18 protein-coding genes and 5 pseudogenes are annotated in these 21,759 nt (G+C 57.1%); 9 read left to right on the plus strand and 14 right to left on the minus strand.

All coding sequences use genetic code 11. From position 1 onward, the window contains the following. Nucleotides 1-236: 236 nt before the first annotated feature. The 6 genes and pseudogenes from M3I53_RS15650 to nifH all read right to left on the minus strand — a co-directional run bounded on the left by M3I53_RS15650 (nucleotide 237) and on the right by nifH (nucleotide 7,207). Entirely contained in the window at nucleotides 237-1,484 is a 1,248-nt protein-coding gene (locus M3I53_RS15650; RefSeq protein ID WP_254316997.1) for an IS701 family transposase, read from the minus strand. A gap of 31 nt (nucleotides 1,485-1,515) precedes the next feature. Next, nucleotides 1,516-1,881: pseudogene (locus M3I53_RS15655) on the minus strand (ATP-binding protein); the annotation flags it as partial. A gap of 351 nt (nucleotides 1,882-2,232) precedes the next feature. Then, nucleotides 2,233-2,989, minus strand: a pseudogene (locus tag M3I53_RS15660) (IS5 family transposase). Nucleotides 2,990-3,151: 162 nt separating this feature from the next. After that, nucleotides 3,152-4,711, minus strand: coding sequence for a nitrogenase molybdenum-iron protein subunit beta (gene nifK / locus M3I53_RS15665; RefSeq protein ID WP_254316838.1), 1,560 nt, complete (start codon nucleotides 4,709-4,711; stop codon nucleotides 3,152-3,154). A 71-nt stretch (nucleotides 4,712-4,782) separates the two neighbouring features. Beyond that, the gene (gene nifD / locus M3I53_RS15670) at nucleotides 4,783-6,246 is read right to left on the minus strand and encodes a nitrogenase molybdenum-iron protein alpha chain (RefSeq protein ID WP_254316839.1); all 1,464 of its coding nucleotides are present in this window, start codon (nucleotides 6,244-6,246) and stop codon (nucleotides 4,783-4,785) included. A 79-nt stretch (nucleotides 6,247-6,325) separates the two neighbouring features. Further along, nucleotides 6,326-7,207: a nitrogenase iron protein gene (gene nifH, locus M3I53_RS15675; RefSeq protein ID WP_254316840.1), complete on the minus strand. Its 882-nt coding sequence runs from the start codon at nucleotides 7,205-7,207 to the stop codon at nucleotides 6,326-6,328. A 436-nt stretch (nucleotides 7,208-7,643) separates the two neighbouring features. Here nifH and M3I53_RS15680 point away from each other — a divergent pair, with 436 nt between their 5' ends. From M3I53_RS15680 to M3I53_RS15695, 4 genes and pseudogenes are all read left to right on the plus strand, one after another. Next, nucleotides 7,644-8,252, plus strand: coding sequence for a hypothetical protein (locus tag M3I53_RS15680; RefSeq protein ID WP_254316841.1), 609 nt, complete (start codon nucleotides 7,644-7,646; stop codon nucleotides 8,250-8,252). Between the two features lie 89 nt (nucleotides 8,253-8,341). Next, nucleotides 8,342-8,923: an ankyrin repeat domain-containing protein gene (locus M3I53_RS15685; protein ID WP_254316842.1), complete on the plus strand. Its 582-nt coding sequence runs from the start codon at nucleotides 8,342-8,344 to the stop codon at nucleotides 8,921-8,923. 12 nt (nucleotides 8,924-8,935) lie between these two features. Then, on the plus strand, nucleotides 8,936-9,178 hold the full coding sequence (locus tag M3I53_RS15690) for a zinc ribbon domain-containing protein (protein WP_254316843.1): 243 nt from the start codon (nucleotides 8,936-8,938) through the stop codon (nucleotides 9,176-9,178). Between the two features lie 822 nt (nucleotides 9,179-10,000). Further along, nucleotides 10,001-11,316: pseudogene (locus M3I53_RS15695) on the plus strand (IS701 family transposase). 510 nt (nucleotides 11,317-11,826) lie between these two features. Here the strand turns inward: M3I53_RS15695 and M3I53_RS15700 are convergent. Next, a complete protein-coding gene (locus M3I53_RS15700; protein WP_254316844.1) occupies nucleotides 11,827-12,357 on the minus strand; it encodes a transposase in 531 nt (176 codons plus the stop codon). Between the two features lie 21 nt (nucleotides 12,358-12,378). Next, the gene (locus M3I53_RS15705) at nucleotides 12,379-12,966 is read right to left on the minus strand and encodes a hypothetical protein (protein WP_254316845.1); all 588 of its coding nucleotides are present in this window, start codon (nucleotides 12,964-12,966) and stop codon (nucleotides 12,379-12,381) included. A 232-nt stretch (nucleotides 12,967-13,198) separates the two neighbouring features. Here M3I53_RS15705 and M3I53_RS38630 point away from each other — a divergent pair. Next, nucleotides 13,199-13,885, plus strand: a pseudogene (locus M3I53_RS38630) (neprosin family prolyl endopeptidase). A gap of 572 nt (nucleotides 13,886-14,457) precedes the next feature. On the opposite strand, the gene M3I53_RS15710 reads toward M3I53_RS38630, so the two are convergent. The 6 genes from M3I53_RS15710 to nifB all read right to left on the minus strand — a co-directional run bounded on the left by M3I53_RS15710 (nucleotide 14,458) and on the right by nifB (nucleotide 17,866). Next, a complete protein-coding gene (locus tag M3I53_RS15710; RefSeq protein WP_254316846.1) occupies nucleotides 14,458-14,724 on the minus strand; it encodes a hypothetical protein in 267 nt (88 codons plus the stop codon). A 13-nt stretch (nucleotides 14,725-14,737) separates the two neighbouring features. Continuing rightward, on the minus strand, nucleotides 14,738-14,956 hold the full coding sequence (gene nifT, locus M3I53_RS15715) for a putative nitrogen fixation protein NifT (protein WP_133189640.1): 219 nt from the start codon (nucleotides 14,954-14,956) through the stop codon (nucleotides 14,738-14,740). Between the two features lie 116 nt (nucleotides 14,957-15,072). Continuing rightward, complete coding sequence (locus M3I53_RS15720) at nucleotides 15,073-15,537, minus strand: nitrogen fixation protein NifZ (protein WP_133189642.1); 465 nt, start codon at nucleotides 15,535-15,537, stop codon at nucleotides 15,073-15,075. After that, entirely contained in the window at nucleotides 15,534-15,938 is a 405-nt protein-coding gene (locus tag M3I53_RS15725) for an iron-sulfur cluster assembly accessory protein (protein ID WP_254316847.1), read from the minus strand. Before M3I53_RS15725 ends, M3I53_RS15720 begins: the two co-directional genes overlap by 4 nt. Nucleotides 15,939-16,002: 64 nt before the next feature. Continuing rightward, the gene (locus M3I53_RS15730) at nucleotides 16,003-16,197 is read right to left on the minus strand and encodes a 4Fe-4S binding protein (RefSeq protein ID WP_133189644.1); all 195 of its coding nucleotides are present in this window, start codon (nucleotides 16,195-16,197) and stop codon (nucleotides 16,003-16,005) included. Nucleotides 16,198-16,264: 67 nt separating this feature from the next. Further along, entirely contained in the window at nucleotides 16,265-17,866 is a 1,602-nt protein-coding gene (nifB, locus tag M3I53_RS15735) for a nitrogenase cofactor biosynthesis protein NifB (protein ID WP_375542536.1), read from the minus strand. Between the two features lie 407 nt (nucleotides 17,867-18,273). On the opposite strand from nifB, the gene nifV reads away from it, so the two are divergent. The 4 genes and pseudogenes from nifV to M3I53_RS15750 all read left to right on the plus strand — a co-directional run bounded on the left by nifV (nucleotide 18,274) and on the right by M3I53_RS15750 (nucleotide 21,749). After that, complete coding sequence (nifV, locus tag M3I53_RS15740) at nucleotides 18,274-19,410, plus strand: homocitrate synthase (protein ID WP_254316849.1); 1,137 nt, start codon at nucleotides 18,274-18,276, stop codon at nucleotides 19,408-19,410. A gap of 65 nt (nucleotides 19,411-19,475) precedes the next feature. Then, a pseudogene (locus tag M3I53_RS38635) lies at nucleotides 19,476-19,703 on the plus strand (nitrogenase-stabilizing/protective protein NifW); the annotation flags it as partial. An 85-nt stretch (nucleotides 19,704-19,788) separates the two neighbouring features. After that, nucleotides 19,789-20,640, plus strand: a complete 852-nt coding sequence (locus M3I53_RS15745) for an electron transfer flavoprotein subunit beta/FixA family protein (protein ID WP_133189650.1) — start codon at nucleotides 19,789-19,791, stop codon at nucleotides 20,638-20,640. Further along, complete coding sequence (locus tag M3I53_RS15750; RefSeq protein ID WP_254316850.1) at nucleotides 20,637-21,749, plus strand: electron transfer flavoprotein subunit alpha/FixB family protein; 1,113 nt, start codon at nucleotides 20,637-20,639, stop codon at nucleotides 21,747-21,749. Before M3I53_RS15745 ends, M3I53_RS15750 begins: the two co-directional genes overlap by 4 nt. Nucleotides 21,750-21,759 lie beyond the last annotated feature (10 nt).

Below are 21,759 nucleotides of genomic sequence, written 5' to 3' on the forward strand. Positions count from 1 at the left end.
GGCAATCGTGAGTTGTCGTTTGGCCGTATCAAAGTCGACACCTTGCACGTACCACGGTGCCTTGATTCCCAAGGCGGCTTCAAAGAGTTGATTCGTCACTCGCATCGTCCCGCATGTCTGATTGCAGCATTCTGCCGCAACCAGCCATGCGCCAGCTTGTCGATTCAAAGCCCCTCAAGGGTTCCCTGCGCCGGGCTCACGCCCGCCCTTGACCCGCCAAACCGCCCACTCGGATTTCAAAAGAGGCAGTTTTTTTTACCATGTCCACCTGATTGCATTCTGAGTCGTTGAGCCATCAGAAACCCATACGCAGCGATACTCAGTGTGGCGTGATGGTGAAAGCCACGCCAGCCTCGTCCTTCATAATGACCGAGCCCGAACTCCTGCTTCAGGTCCTGATAGTCGCGCTCGATGCGCCAGCGCATTTTGGTCACGAACACGAGCTGCTCGAGGGTCGCCTCTTCGGGGGCCGTAGTGAGAAAGTATTTGAGCGGCTCCGTATCGCCAGCAGGCCATTCAATGAGCAGCCATTCTTCGTCGCGAACGGTACTTCGCCAATTGTCGCGATGTGCGGGACGGACCCGCACGGCGGCAAAGCGTGAGGAAAGTGCTGCGTTGCTACCTTCCCGCCAGGTTACGGTCTGCCAGGCGTTTGCGGGCAGTTGCATAGCCAGTTCCTTCACTGCGAGCGGTTCATGGCCGGGCGCGCGGCGTAACAATGTCGGGGGTTTGTAGCGCCCGCTCCAGGGCTTGGGCGGAAGCGGCGCCGTACCGTGTGCCCATACAGAGGTGCCCGGCCGGATCCCTACCGCATACAACAAACCCAGTTCAGTTACGCCTTCCCGAAAAGCGGTTTCGTCGCCGTACCCGGCATCGGCGAGCACAATGCCCGGTCCAATACCGGATGCGACAGCCTCGCGGAGTTGGGCCAGCGCAATCTGTGGCTTGGTTTCGAAGGCGAGATCGTCGGGGATGCCCGCACGACGCGCTCGCTCCCGGTCTTCAATCCATTCCTTGGGGACATACAGCTGCCAGGCAATTGGCAGGCTGCCGCGTTGCGTCGCGATCGACAGGCTCACGGCGATCTGGCAGTTATCCTGTTTGCCCAATTGCCCGCAGTATTGCCGCGCTACGCCGACCGAATGCTTGCCTTTCTTCGGGAAGCCCGTGTCGTCAATAATCCAGTAATAGCCAGTCTCTTCAGCAGCGTGCAGGCCTAACGCGGGCATCACCCATTCTCGTACCCGCTGCAGGACCGCCCGGTCAGACCATTCTGCCTTGGCCACAAAATGGTGGAGTGACTGATGTTTCGCACTCGCGTGAAGTGGGTCAATATGCGCGGCCATCGGCTCGACGCTCTTGCGTGACAATGGCATCACCAAGCCCGAACAGTAACCCTTGAGGCCGGCATGGCGATCGGCGTGCCCTAACGCCTGCGCCAGATGATTCAGATACTCGTCAAATTCATCGACATCTTCTCTCAGCACGATCGCCCGAAATATGTATTATTCAATACTACCAGGTATCGTTTCGCTGCAGATGCTTTTTCTGACACAGTAGTACTAACACCCGTTGCCAGCCATATGTGAGTACCGCTGGGCGAGCAATCATGCTGGCATCAGCCTGCGGAGCACGAGTCGCAACTGCGCTGGATCGACGCATACCGGGCTTGCGATAAACTGGCGAGCCGTCGCAGTCGAACCCACCCAGATCGCGATCCACCGGGAACTTCGCCAACCACATCTGGTGGTTGACCACGCGCACGGCCCGATCAACGCTCTCAGCGGCAAGCAACTGCTCAAGCGACCGCCGCCCCGTTGACTGTTCAAGCTCGCCCTGTTCCAGCAGTTTACTCGAGGCAGCGGCTATGCCTTGCATACGTAGCTCCTGAGTTCTGCGATCACATCACGCATGGCCAGCGGCTCGCCGTCCATCACCCAGTGAGAGCTTCCAGTCTTCTCGCCCAGTTCAAATGCCATGTGCAGGCGGCCACCTAGCGTCGTATTCTCCCTCGGAGGGATGTGTCCGACGCGTCCATTTGCGTGCTCCTCGGAGAAGATGAGTGTGCGAATCCTCCTTTACACCAGTCGGGCTTACTGCCGCTGCCTTCTCTAATTGCATCGAGTTAATTCATCGAGATTTGCAACTTCGAGCAGGGGCTTTTAGAGGATAGATGCGAATCGGACGACGGAGCGCGGCCATACCTGGGTGCTGTGGAAAACTAGGTTCTGTTCACATTCTCATCAGCGGTCCAAAGGCACAGGCAAGCGAAGCGAAGGCGAGATAGTTCCCTGCGAGTTTGTCGTCGCGAGTGGCGACACGACGAAAATGTTTGATACGACTGAAAAAGCGTTCGACGATGTTCCGGGTCCGATACAGCACACGGCTATAGCGACGCTTGGTCTTGCGGTTCGAACGCGGCGGGATTACGGCCTTCGCACGCGTAGTGCGGATACTCTCCATAAAGGCGTTCGAGTCGTAGCCCTTGTCAGCGATGACCGCACCGGTGCGCAAATGCTCAACCAGTTCATTCGCGCACGAAATATCGGAAACTTGTCCCTCGGTGGCAATCAACCGCAGGGGGCGTCCGGCGTCATCGACGGCCAGGTGCAACTTGGTGGTCAGTCCACCTCGCGAGCGACCGAGCGCTTGCGGACCGTTTTTTTTGAGCTCCGGACGAATGCTGGTGTGCGCGCACGATGGTCGAATCGATCAACACATGCTTGATCTCGGTTTCGTCGGCCACGGCGAGGATCACGCGTTCCCACACACCCTTGCGACGCCACCTGGAGAAACGCATGTACACCGTATGCCATCGGCCGAACGCCTTCGGCAAATCGCGCCACGGGAAGCCGGTCCGGCCGATCCAGAGGACAGCTTCGACAAACCAACGATTGTCGGTCGCCGTTCGCCCTGGATCGCCTTCTTTGCCCGGCAAGACGGATTCGATTCGGGCCCATACTTCATCGCTCAATAACGTTCGAATCATCTTGGCCCGCTCGCGCAAAAGACAAGATGTAAACACATTTCATCGAATGTAAACAGCCCTTAGTCAAAAAGTCGTGCGGACCGCACTCTGCCGAGCGGCCGCGCACGATGGCCCACGTCGAGGGGCTGGGCAAACCAAGCCTAGGCAACAACCATTCTGCCATCAGCGAACAATGTCATAACTGTAATCAGTCTTCGCAATATCGACCGTACTCGCGTCGAGCTTTTCGAAGAATTCGTCCAGTAGTGCTAATAGAACGCGCAATCCTCCCTCATACCCCCACGTCGGAAAACGGTGATAGTGGTGCCGGTCAAAAATAGGAAACACGAGTCGCACTAGCGGTGTCCCCGTATCACGCTCCAGGTACTTCCCATGAGTGTTGCCGATCAGGAAATCGACTGGTTCGGTAAATAGCAGCGAGCGCAGATGCCAGAGATCGCGCTTCGGATGGGCGTTGCATCCCGCACCGTACGGCGACGCGTCCAACAACGCCTTGACCTTCTCTGCCCAGCCGTCGTTACCGTTTGTCGACACAACATGCACCGGCTCTGCACCGAGCTCGAGCAGGAATTGCGTGTAACCTAGCATCTGATCGGGATCGCCGTAGAGTGCATAGCGTTTGCCATGGAGAATAGCCTGACTGTCCGCGATTGCATCAACGAGTTGCCCCCGCTCCCTTTCCAGTTTAGGTGGAATCGGTTGGCCCGTGACACGTGATATCTCCATGAGGAAATGGTCGGTACCAGCAACGCCGACTGGCGAATTAAGCACAATTACCTCTTGGCCATGTTCCGCGATAAACTTCGCCGTCTTTTCGCAGCAATACCCCTGGAAAATGAACGTTGCTTTCGCATTCAGTGCACGTTCAACTTCTTCCTTCGTGGTCCCACCATCGTACATGCGGAATTCGCCATCCGTCGGTGTATTCCATGTGTCGGAAGGATCGCAGATGATGTTGACGCTCACGCCGAACAGATCGAAGATACGTCGAACCTCCTTGATGTTGCCCACCACGAAACCGTCAAAGCCACCGATAAAGTTTACGCTCTCGTCCTGCACACGTATGAGTGGTGTCGCGGTACCGGCCTTGCCGTCCCAGAAGTGTTTGAGAATGCCCAGTAGAGCATTGTCGTAACCCGTCACGTGACTGCCGACAAACGCGGGCGTATGAGCGAACGGCACATCGTAGCCTTGCGGAACGCTCCCCTTCTGCTTACTATTCTTGATGAATGCATCGAGGTCGTCACCGATGACCTCTGCCATACAGGTCGTCGATACGGCGATCATCTCGGGCTTATAAAGGTTGTATGCATTCGCCAGACCGTCGATCATATTATTGAGGCCCCCGAAGACCGCCGCGTCTTCGGTCATTGACGAACTCACGCACGACGTCGGTTCCTTGAAGTGCCGCGAAAAGTGTGAGCGATAATAGGCCACGCAGCCCTGAGAGCCGTGCACGAACGGCAGTGTTTTATGAAAGCCGTTTGCCACGAATACCGCCCCAAGAGGCTGGCACGCCTTCGCTGGATTGATGGTTAGCGAGTCGCGCGCGAAGTTTTTCTGCTTGTAGTCTTCAGTCTTTGTCCATTCGGCAACCTCCCTCACTGCCTCATCAGAATGGTTGAACTCAAAATTTTGCTTCTTGTTGCGCAAAAGCGCCTGATATTCCGGCTCGCGAAAGAGCAGCTCGTGATCGAGAATGTTGTCGCTTGATTGGGGCATGACTCGCTCCTGAATCGATTTCCTGAAGAGCCTTCCGGCGACACGGCCGTATCGCCAACGGCCCGCCTAGCTCACGCTGCTTTTTTCCACGGCGCCTTGGAAAGAGTCCAGACAGGACTCGAAATTGCCATGTCCATGTCGCGCGCAAAGATCGCGAATCCGTCGTAGCCGTGGTACGGTCCTGAATAATCCCAACTGTGCATCTGGCGAAACGGAACACCCATCTTCTGAAAGACGTACTTTTCCTTGATTCCTGAACCGACGAGGTCCGGCCGCATGCGTTCGACGAATTGCTCGAATTCGTATCCGGTCACGTCGTCGTAAATTAGCGTGCCGTCGTGAATGTGATGTGTAGTGCGCTGATAGTCATCGTTGTGGGCAAACTCGTAGCCGGTGCCGACGACTTCCATGCCGAGGTCTTCGTATGCCCCGATGACGTGGCGCGGGCGAAGGCCGCCTACAAAGAGCATCACTTTTTTACCCTCGAGGCGTGGTTTATATCTCGCGATCACCGCATCCATCAGCGGGCGGTATTTGGCGATCACCTTCTCGGCATTGGTCTTGATCGTGTCGTCAAATCGGCTCGCGATCTCTCTCAGGCTCCGTTCAATCATGGTAGGACCGAAAAAGTTGTATTCCAGCCAAGGAACACCATACTTCTCTTCCATATGCCGGCTGATGTAATTCATCGACCGGTAGCAGTGGAGCAGGTTAAGCTTTGAGCGCGGCGTATTCTCCAGTTCAGCGAGCGTACCATCGCCCGACCACTGCGCAATAACGCGCAAACCCATCTCCTCAAGGAGAATGCGGCTTGACCACGCGTCGCCAGCGATATTGTAGTCACCGATGATCGCAACGTCGTACGGAGTTGACTCGAGCGCGGAATGGTTATTCGGATCGACCCGGTCGAACACGCAATCGCGAATCGCATCGTTCGCGAGATGATGCCCAAGCGACTGCGATACGCCGCGAAATCCCTCGCAGCGTACGGGTACGATTGTGTGCCCGCCATACTGGGCGCTCTTCTTCTTCGAGACCGCCTCGATGTCATCGCCGATTAGACCGATCGGGCATTCGGTTTGAACCGATATGCCTCGGTTGAGCGGAAACAGCTCCTGAATCTCATCGACGATTTTGTCGAGTTTCTTGTCGCCACCGAACACGATGTCCTTCTCCTGAAAGTCAGAAGTGAACTGCATCGTGACAAACGTATCGACTCCGGTTGTTCCGACATAATAATTGCGGCGCGAACCCCACGAATACTGGCCGCAGCCGACCGGTCCGTGACTGACGTGAATCATGTCCTTGATCGGTCCCCAGACCACGCCCTTCGAACCGGCATATGCGCAGCCGCGAATCGTCATCACACCAGGCAGCGACTTTATGTTGGACTTCACCCCACAGTCTGGCCTGCCCTGCTCGAAAGTGCCCAAATGCTTGGCCCGTCGCTTGGCCATCTTTTCGGGGTAAGCTCGCAGCACTTCATCAATGAGAGCCTTGTTAGCTGCCTTACGTTGTTCAACCGTTTCGGTCATTGCATATCCATAAGTGGAGAAATATGATTGCCGGAATCGGTTGCCGTACGCCGCACGGCAACCGTCATCCCCGCAGCCGTCAGGCGGTCGGTTCAGCCGCTGTCTTGCCAACTTTCGACTCATCGACCTGCACCATGATTCCTTTTTCCATCAGGAGATCTTCGAGTTCGTCCATCGTGATCGGCGTTGGGATCACGCCATTGCCGGCGTTGTTATGCACCTTCTCTGCAAGCGCGCGATACTGGGCGGCCTGTGCACTCTCTGGCGCGTACTCGATCACCGTCATGCGGCGTAGCTCCGCATGCTGCACGATGTTGTCGCGCGGCACGAAGTGGATCAGACGTGTGCCGAGCATCGCTGCGAGCGATTCCGCAAGCTCGAGTTCCTTGTCGGTCTTGCGCTCGTTGCAAATGAGGCCGCCCAAACGCACACCACCGCTGTTGGCATACTTGAGAATCCCTTTTGAGATATTGTTTGCAGCGTACATAGCCATCATCTCGCCTGACATCACGATATAAATCTCCTGTGCCTTGTTCTCGCGAATTGGCATTGCAAAGCCTCCGCACACCACGTCGCCCAGCACATCGTATGAGACGTAATCCACTCCGTCGTAGGCGCCATTCTCCTCCAGGAAATTAATCGATGTAATCACCCCGCGACCCGCGCAGCCGACACCTGGCTCAGGACCTCCCGACTCCACACAGCGTATGTCTTTGTAGCCAATCTTCATGACATCCTCGAGTTCGAGGTCCTCCACAGAGCCGGCCTCCGCCGCGAGAGAGAGAATTGTGTCCTGCGCCTTCGCATGCAGTATCAGCCGTGTCGAGTCTGCCTTCGGATCGCAGCCGACAATGAGGATCTTTTGCTCGAGGTCGCTGAGCGCCGCGAGCGTGTTTTGCGACGTGGTCGATTTTCCAATCCCGCCCTTTCCGTAGAAAGCGATCTGCCGAAGTTGAGCCATCGTGGTACTCCATTGAGATAGAAGGATTAAACCAAGGTTGCCAATCAAGGCTGCAAAGCCGCGATCATGCGCTCAGCGTGCAGTGTCCATATGATCTTCTTCTGTGGAGTCACGCATCGGCCGGATGGTGTCCGCGCGAATCGCTGTAGAGCAGTTTCTATGCCAACGCTCCAGAGTCGTTGAAATGCATTGCAAATCGCGCTTTCAGCAAGCGTGCCGGCATGGCGCCTACCGACGTCCGCAGCGTCGGCTTCCTGACAAACCGTGCGTTGTTGTCGCAAACCAGATTTGATTCGGCCCGCCTCGGTCAATGGCAGTGGGCCACTAAGAGAGGGATTGGTGGTACGGAAGTTGCGTACGAAACTCCGTGCTTCTTGACCAAATACGAACTGTCACTGCCATTTCACAAGCTATACAAACTTGAGAGGAAAACCTAATGAACGATATGACTATCGACAAGGAACTTGACCAGACTGTTTTCGCCCGCTTGCAGCTCGAGGGCCGTTTACTCAATGCAGTGTTCAAGGGCCCCACCAGTACGCCTCGGCGCATCGGTTTTCGCGGCGAACTCGCGCTGCGCTTCGGACCGCAACTCGCTGACGAAGCCCGCCCGCCTGAGCTGTCTTGCGAGCAGGTCACGGCAGTGGCCGACCTCGGCGACCCGCATCTCTTATTTTTTGCGGGGTGGCTATTGAGTTTCGAACATCTGAAAGACGTCGCCGAAGTGTTGGGAGACGCCCTCTCGCCAAACGGAAAGTACTTTCTGTTCTGCGACAACATCGATCTTTCGAGTCGCTATCAGGCGCACTATCAGGGCGCAGTATTCTATGTCTTGCCGATCGTGGAATCGACGGTCTACAACGAAACACTTGAACTCCTGTATCTCGATAAGGCAGAGCTGAAGAAAATGGACACTGCGGGAAAACTCGATGCGGTCGCCGACGCAGGGTCGAAGTTCGACTTGTGTTTCGATCCCATCAGTTACGCGCAGGGACTCGAACTGATGGGTCCAGTCCGTGATCCTAACGAAAACAGACCGGTTTAAGTTGTGTTTCGCCACGGCGCCTCCTCATGAGGACGCCCCCATGCACACAAGCTATCACAATGCTCACGCAATCTAACTGGAGAATTTCCATGGCATTGCTAATCGATGCTGCCGCCCGTCGAAAAGGGAACGGTCAAAGCCTCCCGCACGCTGATGAAGGTCTGCAAACTCGTGCACGTTCGTCAGTCGCTAGATGGCTGTCGGCGCACGACTTTCCGGATGCCCATTCCTGCAGCGTTGACGGCATAACGCCGCTGATGCTCGCAGCGATGCATGGGGAATACCGTATCGTCGCCGCGTTGCTCGACGAAGGTGCACCCGTCCGTGCGCTCGACGACGACGGAAACGATGCGCTATGGTACGCATGTCTATACGGAACGCCCGAGCCGATTCTACTGTTGGTCAGTGCCGGTCTTAATGTGGATCATGCCAATGCGCACGACGTCACATGCCTGATGCAGGCAGCAGCCAGCGGCAGAGTCGACGTCATGTGGTTGCTAATATCCCTTGGTGCGAGTGACAGCTTGGTCGCGCCAGATGGGCGAACTGCTTTCGACATGGCCACGGATTTTGGACTACAGCTGCTGCTAACGGTAGACCGACTCAAAAACGCCATGCGCGAATCGTCGCGTTTCGCCAATGATGCTCCGTCGCACAACCTTGCGCATTGAGGAAAACGTCTCATGCCTCTTTACGACTATGTATGCCGCAACTGCAATTTACGGTTCGAGACACTCGTACGCGCCAATTCGTTGGCGTCCTGTCCGCGTTGCAGCGGTAATGCGCTGGATAAGGAGGTCAGCGCACCGTCCGCCCCTCCACGCAACAAGGCACTCATTACGGCAGCACGCCGCCAGGCCGCTCGTGAAGGGCATTTGAGCAATTATTCCGCGGCTGAGCGCGTACAATTATTGCATCGACCTTGAAGCGCTCCCAAGGAGCTGGCGCCTGCAATTCCATATCTGCCTTGCAAAAAAGCTAACTCCAAGGAAAATTATATGTCGACTCGGTCTATTTACCTCAGCATACAAGAATTCCCCGCTGTAAGTCCCGGCAACGACAAACAACTCGGTAGACTTGCAAACACAATTCAGTATGTGTCTTCTGTGTGTTTGTCCGGGATATTGACATGGACAATGCCCGCATACGCGCAGCGCGTGGATTCCCATATTGAATCATTTGACAGATTCATGGCTGACACGAGAGCTGCGGCCGCTCAGGATTTTATTGGTCGCTCTTGGCCCGAATCAGGGGCGTTTCTTGGGTCAGATCATCAACCCCCAATATCGCGTAAATACAAAGTCAATGATCCGTCTGCTTTCGAAGGGATGCGCCAAGCGATTATTGAACGTTACAATGGAGTACACGTGTCAAAGAGTTTTCTTGCGAACGACCAAACCTATGACTGCGTTCCGGTGATGGAGCAACCTGTTGTCCGGAGATATCAAATAAGCCAAATCGCGACACCTCCACAGTTAGCGTCAGCGACAAACCTCAACCGTGACCTATCCAGCCGATCGATAGGGTCGTCTGAACAGTTGCAAAATGGTGTGAATATGGGAGGCTGTGGTACGGGCAGCGTCCCCTTGAATAGAGTCACATTGGAAGAGCTTAGTCGATTTACGACAGTAGCTGCATATCACAGAAAGGCGCCTCCACCGATGACTGGTACTACTGTGTCACCAAAAGACGTTTTCAGCAAAGTGATACCTGGTAGTATTGAATAATACAAACTTTGGGCGACCGTGATGAGAGAAGACGTCGACGAATTTGACGCGTATCTGAATCATCTAGCGCAGGCGTTGGGGCACGCCGATCGCCATGCCGGCCTCAAGGGTTACTGTTCGGGCCTGGCAATGCCGTTGTCACGCAAGAGCGTCGAGCCAATGGCTGCGCATATTGCTCCCCTTCACGCGAGCGCGAAACACCAGTCACTCCACCATTTTGTGGCCAAGGCAGAATGGTCTGACCGGGCGGTTCTGCATCGGGTGCGCGAATGGGTGATGCCCGCCTTGGGCCTGCACACTGCTGAAGAGGCTGGCTATTACTGGATTATTGACGACACATGCTTCCCGAAGAAAGACAAGCATTCGGTCGGCGTAGCGCGGCAATATTGTGGGCAATTGGCCAAACAGGATAACTGCCGGATCGCCGTGAGCCTGTCGATCGCGACGCAACGCGGCAGCCTGCCGATTGCCTGGCAGCTGTATCTCCCCAAGGAATGGATTGACGACCGGGAACGAGCGCGTCGCGCGGGCATTCCTGACGATCTCGCCTTCGAGACCAAGCCACAGATTGCGCTGGCCCAACTTCGAGAGGCTATAGCATCCGGCGTTGTGCCGGGCATTGTGCTCGCCGATGCCGGGTACGGCGACGAAACCGCTTTCCGTGAAAGCGTAATTGAACTGGGTTTGTTGTATGCGGTAGGGATCCGGCCGGGCACCTCTGTTTGGGCACCTGGTACTGCGCCGCTTCCACCCAAGCCCTGGAGCGGGCGCGGCAAGCCACCGGCATTGCTGCGCCGTGCGCCCGGCCACGAGCCGATTGTGGTGAAGGAGCTGGTCATGCAATTACCCGTGGACGTCTGGCAGACCGTAACCTGGCGGGAAGGCAGCAACGCGGCACTTTCCTTACGCTTTGCCGCCGTGCGGGTTCGTCCCGCACATCGCGACACTTGGCGAAGTGCCGTTCGCGACGAAGAATGGCTGCTTATTGAATGGCCTGATGGCGATACGAAGTCGCTCAAATATTTTCTCACTACTGCACCCGAGGAGGCGACCCTCGAGCAGCTTGTGTTCGTGACCAAGATGCGTTGGCGCATCGAGCGCGACTATCAGGACCTGAAACAGGAGTTCGGGCTCGGTCACTATGAAGGGCGAGGCTGGCGTGGCTTTCACCATCACGCCACACTGAGTATCGCTTCGTATGGGTTTCTGATGGCTCAACGACTAAGAATGCAATCAGATGGACGTGGTAAAAAAACTTCCTTGAACGCGCGCTGCCTGTCCTTCCCCCGGATTACATCCCCCGGGGCAGTCCAGCGCGCTCAACGCCACGTTCCTGATTCCATTGCTACGTTGCGTATCCTACTCGGTCAAAGGCTCATGCAACGATGCCACTCTTCCTGTACAACAATCGAGCGCGCAACTAGTTTTATGACACAGTGACACTTCTATGGGGCAATAGAAGTCAAGCCCTTTCGCGATCCAATTTTCCGTCAGTTATCTCCCATTCGAGAGCGTGACAGGTTATCCACGGCCGGCCGGCGGGTCGCCTGTTACGACCAGGACGCTGGCCGGCGGTGGATAACCTGCTCGATTCAGATGTTCTGCAATCCTCCATATCAAGCGAGAACAGTAGTGAGGTCGGGGTGTCTGAAGTCCGGACACTTGACCGGACCAACTTCTATCCGTGCTGGCACTAGACCAGGCACCACATACCGCATGTGCAAGGCGCTGGAACCACCCCATTACAGACGCGCCCCATCTAGAACTACGGTTACCTGCGAAGGTAACCCTCTCACTGTCCGGGCGCGCCGAACCTTCAAACGCTGTTGCCGCTCGACGTTGGCTACTCAGGTCGCTGTCACCTTCTTCGCAGGGGGCTTGAGGGTTGCCCCGAGGGGAATCTCGCCGAATTCCAGATAGCGCCATAGCGCGATCACGAGACGTCTCGCAAGCGCCACAATACCGATGCGTCGCACGCGCTTGCCGCCGCCGGCAAAGCGCTCGTTGAACCAGCAGCTTAGCTGGCTGCTGCGCTGGAAGCGCAACCAGCTCCACGCCAGTTCCACCATCAGCCATCGGGCTCGCTTGTTGCCGATCTTGCTGATGCCCTGCTCAACTTCACTGGTGCCGCTGGCATAGGGCGTCGGGGCCAGGCCCAGGCAGCCGGCCACTTCACGGCGGTTGTGAAACTGCCGCCAACCGAACAGTTCCCTGATCAGGACCCAGGCACTGCCGGTTCCGATACCCGCAAGGCGCGCGAGCTGTGCAATCGCGGGTTGCGCACCGCTGCGCACCTCGCGCTGCTGCTGTACCTCGAGCGCCCTGATCTGCCTGGCAGCGAGCAACAGCCGTTCGATCTCCGCGCGCAGGGCTGGCAACAGCTGCGCGGTGTGCTGCGCCTACCAGTGCGCCCACGCGCGGCCACCGATTCGCTCGGGCCGCAGGTTGTGGAGTACCAGCAGCGAGCGGATGCGGTTGCTGTGGGCAGTGCGCTCCTGGCGCAGGCGATCGAGTTCACGGTGTACTCGCCGCTCATCTTCCTGTTCGGGGGTGGGGATACGTGCGACCGCCCAAACGCGGCGCTCACCGCCGTAGTAGCGCATCAGCATTGACAGCAGCGTGTCGCTGTCGAGACGGTCGGTCTTGGCGCGACGTCTGCGCCGGTTCACTTCGATACTGGCTGAATCCACCACCATGTTCGTGATCTGATGTGCTTCCAGGCAGCGGTGCAGCCAGAAGCCGTCACGCCCGGCTTCATAACAGCTGCGCACCAGGACATCAGTGGCCAGATGAAAGCGCGCTTTGGCCTTAGAAATCGCCGTGAAGACTGCGGCCGTCTCGCCGGCGGCCACCGTGCAGCGGCTCTGCGCGCGCACCCCATCGCCCAGCGAAAGCTTCCAGCTCCTGTCACCCAGTTCAAAGGCGACATACAGCGATCCGGTGATGGTTGTATCTTGCCCGTGAGGGGCTGTGCGAGGCGCATTCATTTGCGTACTCCTCTCGGAAAACGGGTGTCGGAATCCTCGTTTTACTCAAGGAGGCTTACTTCCGCGGCCCCTCCATAGTATCTAGGCTCCCGTCAGGCAGCGAATCCGCGAGCGCACCCTTTATCGCGAGTCAATTACTCTCGCGGATTCTTATGCACACAAATATGCGACATTCGTGCAAAACGTGGAGAACCTCGGAGGCAACGTCACATTCAATGTCCGGAATCCGAAAGTGGATGCTGCAGCGGGTCAGTATTTCAGTTTGTCCCAGATCTGGATCCTTGGTGGAGACAGAGCCTGCGGTGCAAACCCTCTTCAGTCAGAAGAGACCGGCTGGGTAGTCTCTCCTTCCATGTTTGCGGACAATCTGCCGCACTTCTTCATATACAGCACCGCCGATAACTACGCGAACACCGGATGCCGGAACAACAGCCGCGGGTTTCGTGCAGATTTCGGAGAAAGCGGTGCTCGGGGGCGCGTTAGTTGACGTCAGTTTTCCCGGCGGTCAACAGCACGAGTTCAGTGCCGAAATCGTCGCTACGCACACGGGAACTGGTGGCTCTTTCGTAACGGCGTCGCGATTGGTTACTACCCCGCGGAGCTCTATCAAAGCGGACAGAACAGTCATAACGCGACGTCGATTGGGTTTGGAACAGAAACAACTGGGCTTACGTCTTGGCCAGGCGCGGGTAGTGGTAATTGGGAGAGTCAACTATATGGCCATGCAGCTTATCAGCGCAACCTCTACTACTACAAGGCCTGGGATGATCCGCACTTGTGGGGACAATCGAGTTGCTACCACGCGGCCGGGCCATTCAGCAACGGAGATGGCGGTAATATTCCCGCCGATAACCACGATCCGAGTTGGTGGACCCGATACACCTTCGTTGGTGGCCCGGGCGGAACACAGTGCAGATGAAGACGGCATAGAGCGCGCGATTAGTATTGTTCTATGATGCATAGCACCGCCTGACGTCCCGAGGCTTCGCGCTAGCGAGGTTTCCACATGTTGCGTTTGGCAATTGGTTCATCGAGGCCTTCTATGTGCGCGATGCCGAACGAGGCGGAGAGCTCACCCGGTGCCAGCCTTAAACTGCACACGAGAACCGCTCGACACCGACGCTCAAACCACCTTCCTGTCACCCAAAACAGGTATTGTAATTCGTAGGCCAAGCGTTCGCCGTCACTGACTAATTGCGTACGTCCGCTTACCGATATTCTGCACCGTCCTCTTCACGTCGAGTCAGGTTGATATCGGCAAATACAGGCAAGGCCCTAAGCCGGCCACGGTAATTCAACGTGCAGTCTATGGGATGGGGCGTGCAGGGTGCGCTGGTAATTGCGTCACCCGTCCCAATGCCCAGCACACGCAGGGCCATCGAGCTGCCAAGCGTCGAGTCACCGCGACAACGGCATCCTCTAACGACTCGAAAGCCCGCGAAAACAACCTGGATCGTCGTGGTCCGGTAGGCCAGCTCGCGTGCGATTTCTTCAGTCGCCATCGTAAAACGCCTCCTCTGCCAGTATTAGCAGATCCGCTTTCGCTGCGTCCGTGGTCACGTTAATGCAAATGCCTGTCCATGTCGCTAGATAGACCCGGCGACCACGGAACTCGAGGAAGGGCTTCTCATCGCTTAGCTCGACCGCGGTGATCCGAATGATGCGCACCTCGGGATAGCGCTTTCGCCAAATTACCGCGGCTTCCAGCAGCGTCGGTTCGGTACAAACCAGCTCAGTTATCGCATGAATCTGTTCCACAGTAAGGCCCATGTCATTCGCACCCACCTGACACGCGCCGCGCCTCGACAGTTACCGGAAGCGTGGTGTCGTTCGCAAGTTCGGGCAACTGAAACTGCCAGCCGTTAGCAAGCGTAATACGTGCACCCCACAGCTGCGCTCCATCGATGGAGACGATTGGCTCCTCGAGATCCTTCTTCGGAACATAAGCCCTGAATACGCCATTGTCATCCTTTCGGATCGTGACCTTCACGTTTATATCTCCCGGGTTGGTTAAGCGATTCCCGCCGGACGTATGGCTGCGACAACCGGCGGATATGCCGCACGTGCGCAGTACGATGCCGCCTTATCCCACACAAACAGGCTGAGTTAAGGGAGTCCACCATCATCGAGCGGCTCACTAATACGCTCGGCGCTTAGCGTCGGCATCTGCACGCAGTTCTCCTTCTCCATATCGGCGTGCCACGAACCGATCCAGCGAAGCGCGTCGGCGCGCCTCCCCAGTTGTGCGAGCACGTCCTGCGGCAGGCGGTCGAGCGTGCAGAGCTCCTTCGCGCGCATTCCGACACGGCGGTCTCCTTCGAAAAAGTGAACCGCATAGACGTAGAACCGCTGCAGAAACGTGCCGATTGCGCTGACATAACCGGCATCGCCTTGGCTCACGAGCAGTTCCCCCATAGCCTTACCGTTGTATGTACCGTCGTTACGAATCACGGCGCGTGAAATCACTCGCTCGCCAACGGCGAACCGCGGTGGAAAAGCGAGTTCGACTGCATCGTCGCTCTCAACGTCCCTCACGCCCAGCTCATTTAAATACAGGGATGCACGCTTCATGACACCTCCCGCGGCAATGAGTTAAGTCCGCGCCCGATCGCACTCGCGTCGATGCGAGAGACGCTCGACTTGCCTGCGCCATCGCGCGCGGCGACGCCAAATGCTTGATTGCCGTTGTTGAATGCAAGACCACACCTGTCTTGTGTTTCGACGAAGTCGACGGTAAAGCCGTCCAGCAACAGCCGACTTTCTGCCGACAAGAAAATCCGCAGTCCATTGATCTCCGTAGTCTCATCACCGGGCTGCGCATCGGCGACGGCGCTAAGTTCGGCTTCGTATCCGGAGCAACCGCCGGTACTCACACAAATACGGACGCCCGCACCGGATGGCAGCCCGGAAAAGCGCACGATACGGTGCAGGAACTTTTCGGCGGCAGGTGTCACTGCAAAATTTGGCAACATGATTTAGAAATCGTCGAATTGAATAATCGTCGGTAACACTGCGCAAAGCAGCGGAACCGCAGCGCTAGGCCGGCACGATGCACCCGTCCACAGGGCACGCTGCCACGCATTGCGGACTTTCGAATTGCCCTTCGCACACGGTACATTTCCGCGGATCGATTGCGAAGACGCCGCCTTTCTCGATGATGGCGACGTTTGGGCATTGCGGCTCGCACGCCGAGCAGCCAGTGCAGGCGGAGGCAATGATCTTTAGGGCCATACCAGGCACTCCTTGTGATGATTTCCTGTGTAACCGAGCACGTCGTGACGACTACGCTACCTGCCGCTCAAACAGGGGCATCTTCGCCCACCCTAGTCAATCCGATCTGTGGTATTGCCGCGTCGCTGCGGCCCGTGTGGTCAATTTCGCCAGTCGCGAGACGGCCACAATAGTCGGTGAGCCATGCAAGCGCGGCTTTTTCGATTGGTTCGTGGGCGTACATATCCACGGGTTCGATTCCCGCTTCTAATAGCGACTTCCGTGGACACAAGCCAATCTTTGCAACCAGCACAGCATGGCAATCGTTGATCGCGTGTATGATCGGCACCAAGTCATCCTCAGCGCCATCGCCGCCGCGGCAATAAGCGCCCACGCGGCGGTGCGCGACAAACAGGGCTCCAGCGGCGCTGACTTGGAAAATCTGGAACTCGGAAACATGGCCGAAATGTGCGTTGACGAGCCCGCCTCCCTTCGTCGCAACGGCAATCCGCACCTCGACATCGCCTAGCACCCGGGTCGCTCCTGACAAGCCTCGTGTCTTATGTTTCATCTTGCACTCTCCATCGCATTCGGCGTCGACGCGGTGTCGACGTGTACGGCCAAGCTCAAGCGTGTCCACGGCGTCCAGGTGTTCGATGCTTGCGAGCGAAAACTCGTGATGGCGGTCTTCGCCCAGAAGGCCTACGGCATCTGCACGACATTGCCGGCAATGGCGCATTAGGGCCGCGCCGCCCATGCAGGCGTCCTGCACGGCCTTCAACTCGCCAGCGGTAGGCTCGCGCTGGCCACGGCCACCGAAATACGTGCCGTGCATAGGATCCGAGATCAGCGGCATGATGTTGTGCAAAAATGCCCCCCGCCTCTTTACTTCATGATTCACTTCGACCAGGTGCTCGTCGTTGATGCCAGGGATGAGTACCGAGTTGATCTTCGTAAGTACGCCACGCGCGCTCAACATGTCGAGCCCTAGCATCTGACGCTCGTGCAGAATTCGCGCGGCCTCTTCACCCGTGACTCTTCTGTGATCCCAAAAGATCCACGGATAGATCTTTTCGCCGATGACAGGGTCGACCATGTTGATAGTGATCGTCACGTGATCAATGCCGTAATCGCAAATTTCGTTGACATAGTCAGGCAGCGAAAGCCCGTTCGTCGAAAGACATAGCTTAATGTCCGGCGTGAGTTCGCGAAGCATACGAAAGGTGTCGAACGTTTTGTTCGGATTGGCCAGTGCATCCCCCGGGCCCGCGATCCCGACGACAGTCAATTGCGGAATCCTCGAGGCGACGGTCATCACCTTTTTCACGGCCTGATCCGGCGTGAGCTTCTCTGATACCACACCAGGCCGCGACTCGTTCGAACAATCATACTTTCGGTTGCAGTAGTTGCATTGGATATTGCAGGCGGGCGCCACTGCGACATGCATGCGCGCATAATGGCGATGCGCTTCTTCCGAATAACACGGGTGATCTCTAACCTTTTCCCACACCTCCACACTGATGTTTTCTGGTGCGTCGGTCGAACAGCAACTTGACCCGCCTGGTGCGCCATTTGAATCAGAGCGGCCGTATCGGGCAATTGGATCCGCGGCCGACACCGATGGCATGATGTGTGTGACTCTGGCGCCGTCGGCCAAGATCAGAGCGCCGGCATTTGCGCAATCGTGCATGGATATCTCTCCGCAATGAACAGTGTGCGTGCCATCGCTCACAGCGAAATCCATGCCAACGCGAAAACGCACGATGTGCGAGCGGACGATACTTGAAGCCGAGAGCATCGCCGTGCTCCGTCGCCATGACACATGGGTAGTCCAGCTGCGCTGGCGCTGTGTCTCAGTTCTTATTCATTTGAATTACTCGCGATAAAAGCAACCGCTTCTGCGTGCGCCGATAACCCGATCGGCCAGGTTCAAGCGCGACACTGTTGGGAATGGGACATTCCCGACGCGACTTATCACACCACGTACTCAGATTCCCGACATGACGCATTTCAGGGTCAAACAGAACCGCACTCCGGCCGTAGCATCCCATTGGCACGATGTTTGCAGCGCTATCGACATCTCTCGGGAGACTTGACATGCATGTTCCAATTATTAATGATACGACGCTCCGCGATGGTGAGCAGACTGCAGGTGTTGCATTTCGCGTCGAGGAAAAATGCGCGATCGCGAGCGCCCTGTCTCAGGCCGGCGTGCCGGAACTCGAAGTCGGGGTTCCCGCAATGGGCGACGAGGAAATGGCGTGCATAGCGGAAATTGCCGGGTTAAATCTCGACTCCCGTATAATCGTTTGGGGACGCCTCACCGAAGGCGACCTCGCGGCGGCATTGCGTTGCAATGCCGACATCGTTCACCTCTCCATCCCTGTTTCGGATATTCATCTGCGCCACAAGCTGCAGCAGTCGCGTACGTGGGTTCTGAGTCAAATTGCGCGAGTTGTCGACATAGCAATCGGAAGTCGCGCAACGATTTCTCTCGGCATGGAAGACGCCTCGCGCGCGGATCCTTCATTTGTCATCGAAGTGGCTCAATGCGCACAGCAGCACGGGGTTCAGCGCTTGCGTTTCGCAGACACGGTTGGCGTGCTGGATCCGTTTGAGACATACCACGCGATTGCGGCGCTGCGCGTTGCCGTGGACCTCGAGATCGAAATCCATGCGCACGACGATCTCGGGCTGGCCACAGCCAACACGTTAGCGGCCCTTGCGGCAGGCGCAACACATGCCAGCACCACAGTCAACGGTCTTGGCGAGCGAGCCGGCAACGCGGCGCTAGAGGAAGTCGTGATGGGAGCACGTCATCTTCTGCGACGAGATACGGGGGTCGACACTAAAGCGCTGCCCGCTATTTCGTCGCTGGTCGAACATGCGTCGGGCCGAGCCGTCTCCTTTGGAAAAAGCATCGTCGGTAGAGGCGTTTTTACTCACGAAGCGGGAATTCACACGGACGGCCTTACCAAACACGTCGCAACCTACGCAGGATTCGATCCCGCAGAGGTGGGCCGGCAACGGTCTACGGTGCTCGGCAAACATTCTGGGTCTCAAGGCGTGCGTGACGCATATGACGCTTTGGGCCTGAAGGTATCGGAGCGGCTTGTGCCGCTACTGCTACCGCGCATCCGCGCCTTCGCCACGCAACATAAGCAGCCGCCTAGCGCAATCGATCTCCGCCGCTTTTTAAGTGAGTCACGGAGCACGCTAGTCAGAGCGTCCTGAAGGCCGCTCATAGCGAAAAACGGACTTAGGAGGAGCAAACCCATGGAAGAACTTATTCGAAACTTCGTCCACTTTCATCTATGGAGGATTTCCGAGTCTTTTGCATTGCCCTCGACGAAAGGATAGTGAAGTTGAACCGCCTGCACATCATGAAACGCTTCCTTCGGTACATCAAATATCAGAACGACACGCCGCCCCCGCGACGGCTTACCTATCACGGCTTGCTGCGGAAGGCCTGCGACGACTTCGTTGTATCCAGGCCCCCTGAACAACGAGTGTTTAAAGTCGTTAGAAGGCCGCAGACCGGCATGTCGTCTTCCTCAAAAGCCTGTGCGCGTTGCTGTCGGCACGCAGCGGCCTCTGATCAGGAGAGCCTCAATGCATATTGTCGTTTGCATCAAGCAAGTACCGGATTCTGCCCAGATTCGGGTTCACCCTGTGACCAACACCATCATGCGGCAAGGCGTGCCGGCAATCGTCAACCCTTACGATCTCTTCTCGCTAGAAGAAGCGTTGCGGCTAAAAGACCGCTTCGGCGCATGGGTCACGATACTTTCTATGGGACCACCACAGGCCGAGGACGCACTGCGTAGATGCATCAGCTACGGTGCAGACGACGCCGTGCTCATCACCGACCGGTCGTTCGCCGGCGCCGACACGCTCGCCACTTCTTATGCGTTGGCCGCCGCGACACGCCAGATCGCGAGTGAACGCTCAGTGGATATGATCTTTACGGGCAAACAAACGATCGACGGTGATACAGCCCAGGTCGGCCCGGGCATCGCGACGCGCATGGGCATCCAACTGCTTACCTACGTGTCGAGAATCCTCGAGATCGACCTCGTCAGACGCACGATCATGGTCGAACGCCGTGCTGAAGGGGGCGTTCAGGTACTCGAGACTGCGTTGCCGTGCCTTGTTACGATGCTTGAAAACACGAACGATCTGCGTTTCGCAACACTGCCTAGAGTAATCCATGCCGCTCGCTTCCCCGTACGCAAGTGGAACCGCGAGCAGGCCGGGATCGATGACGTCAGCAAGATCGGGCTGAAGGGTTCACATACCGTCGTACGTAAGGTGTTCGGCGCAACGCCGCGTGAAGAAGATGCCGAGATGATCGAATTCGACGAGTCGAGTCTCCACGACGCGGCGGCTCAACTCGTGCATAAGATCTTCACTCGCCATCCGACGCTGGAGGCGGACCTGCGGCTCACGGAGAGGAATGCATGAATTCGCTTGTTGCTTGGAAAAAAAAACCGGGTGCGCCGATCGCACAGGCTAACGGCTGCAACGTGGAACTTCCCGACCGTATGAAAGACTATCGGGGCGTGTGGGTCTTCATCGAGCACGACCGTGGCCGAGCGCACAGCGTATCGTGGGAACTGATCGGTGAGGCTCGCAAGCTCGCCGACAAACTAGGCAGCAACGTCGCTGTAGCGGTACTCGGCAGTACTGAAGAGCCACTCGAGCAGTTTGCCGCTGAGGCGTTCACCCTGGGCGCGGACAAAGCGTATGTCATCCACGATCCGGTGTTGCGCGGTTATCGCAATGAACCGTTCACGAAAGGCCTGTCAGATCTGGTTAGCAAGTATTGCCCCGAGATACTGTTGCTCGGTGCGACTTCAATGGGCCGAGATCTCGCGGGCTCTGTCGCAACACGGCTTCTGACTGGCCTTACAGCCGACTGCACCGAGTTGAATATCGATCCCGCCTCGCGTGCACTAGCTGCGACGCGGCCGACCTTCGGCGGCTCTCTGCTATGTACGATCATGACGCTCGAATCTCGCCCTCAGATGGCGACTGTGCGCCCACGAGTCATGTCCATGCCGCCGGCGCAGCAAGGCCGCAGTGGCGAGATCGTGCAGGAAACGCTCGGGATGATCGAGGCCAATATAGTAACTAAATTGCTTGACTTCATCCCCGACGAAACGAGCGATCAAATCAACCTCGCCTACGCGGACGTGATCGTGAGCGGCGGCAAGGGACTCAAGAATCGCGAGAACTTCAAGCTGCTATTCGAGCTGGCGCAGGTGCTCGGTGGCGAAGTCGGCGCCAGCCGCCCATGCGTTCAGGCGGGTTGGGTCCGAGCCGAACGCCAGATCGGACAAACCGGCAAAACTGTCAGGCCCAAGCTTTATATCGCCGCGGGAATCTCTGGTGCGATCCAGCATCGGGTCGGAATGGAAAGCTCTGACGTCATCGTCGCAATCAACACCGACCCAAACGCCCCGATTTTTGACTACGCACACTACGGGGTTGTGGGGGACGCAATGCGCGTACTACCAGAACTAACACAGGCCTTTAAGCAGCACCTGACACCGCAGCGGCTAGACTCGTAAGGAAAACAAA

It is taken from the genome of Paraburkholderia sp. CNPSo 3272 (assembly GCF_024206495.1).
GTDB lineage: Bacteria > Pseudomonadota > Gammaproteobacteria > Burkholderiales > Burkholderiaceae > Paraburkholderia.

Coding starts and splice junctions, on each gene's coding strand:
- nifK (WP_254316838.1), bottom strand. CDS start 4,711: ATGCCCCAATCAAGCGACAACATTCTCGATCACGAGCTGCTCTTTCGC.
- M3I53_RS15690 (WP_254316843.1), top strand. CDS start 8,936: ATGCCTCTTTACGACTATGTATGCCGCAACTGCAATTTACGGTTCGAG.
- M3I53_RS15745 (WP_133189650.1), top strand. CDS start 19,789: ATGCATATTGTCGTTTGCATCAAGCAAGTACCGGATTCTGCCCAGATT.
- M3I53_RS15750 (WP_254316850.1), top strand. CDS start 20,637: ATGAATTCGCTTGTTGCTTGGAAAAAAAAACCGGGTGCGCCGATCGCA.
- M3I53_RS15705 (WP_254316845.1), bottom strand. CDS start 12,966: ATGAATGCGCCTCGCACAGCCCCTCACGGGCAAGATACAACCATCACC.
- nifD (WP_254316839.1), bottom strand. CDS start 6,246: ATGACCGAAACGGTTGAACAACGTAAGGCAGCTAACAAGGCTCTCATT.
- M3I53_RS15680 (WP_254316841.1), top strand. CDS start 7,644: ATGAACGATATGACTATCGACAAGGAACTTGACCAGACTGTTTTCGCC.
- nifH (WP_254316840.1), bottom strand. CDS start 7,207: ATGGCTCAACTTCGGCAGATCGCTTTCTACGGAAAGGGCGGGATTGGA.
- M3I53_RS15725 (WP_254316847.1), bottom strand. CDS start 15,938: ATGTTGCCAAATTTTGCAGTGACACCTGCCGCCGAAAAGTTCCTGCAC.
- M3I53_RS15685 (WP_254316842.1), top strand. CDS start 8,342: ATGGCATTGCTAATCGATGCTGCCGCCCGTCGAAAAGGGAACGGTCAA.
- nifB (WP_375542536.1), bottom strand. CDS start 17,866: ATGCACGATTGCGCAAATGCCGGCGCTCTGATCTTGGCCGACGGCGCC.
- M3I53_RS15730 (WP_133189644.1), bottom strand. CDS start 16,197: ATGGCCCTAAAGATCATTGCCTCCGCCTGCACTGGCTGCTCGGCGTGC.
- nifV (WP_254316849.1), top strand. CDS start 18,274: ATGCATGTTCCAATTATTAATGATACGACGCTCCGCGATGGTGAGCAG.
- M3I53_RS15720 (WP_133189642.1), bottom strand. CDS start 15,537: ATGAAGCGTGCATCCCTGTATTTAAATGAGCTGGGCGTGAGGGACGTT.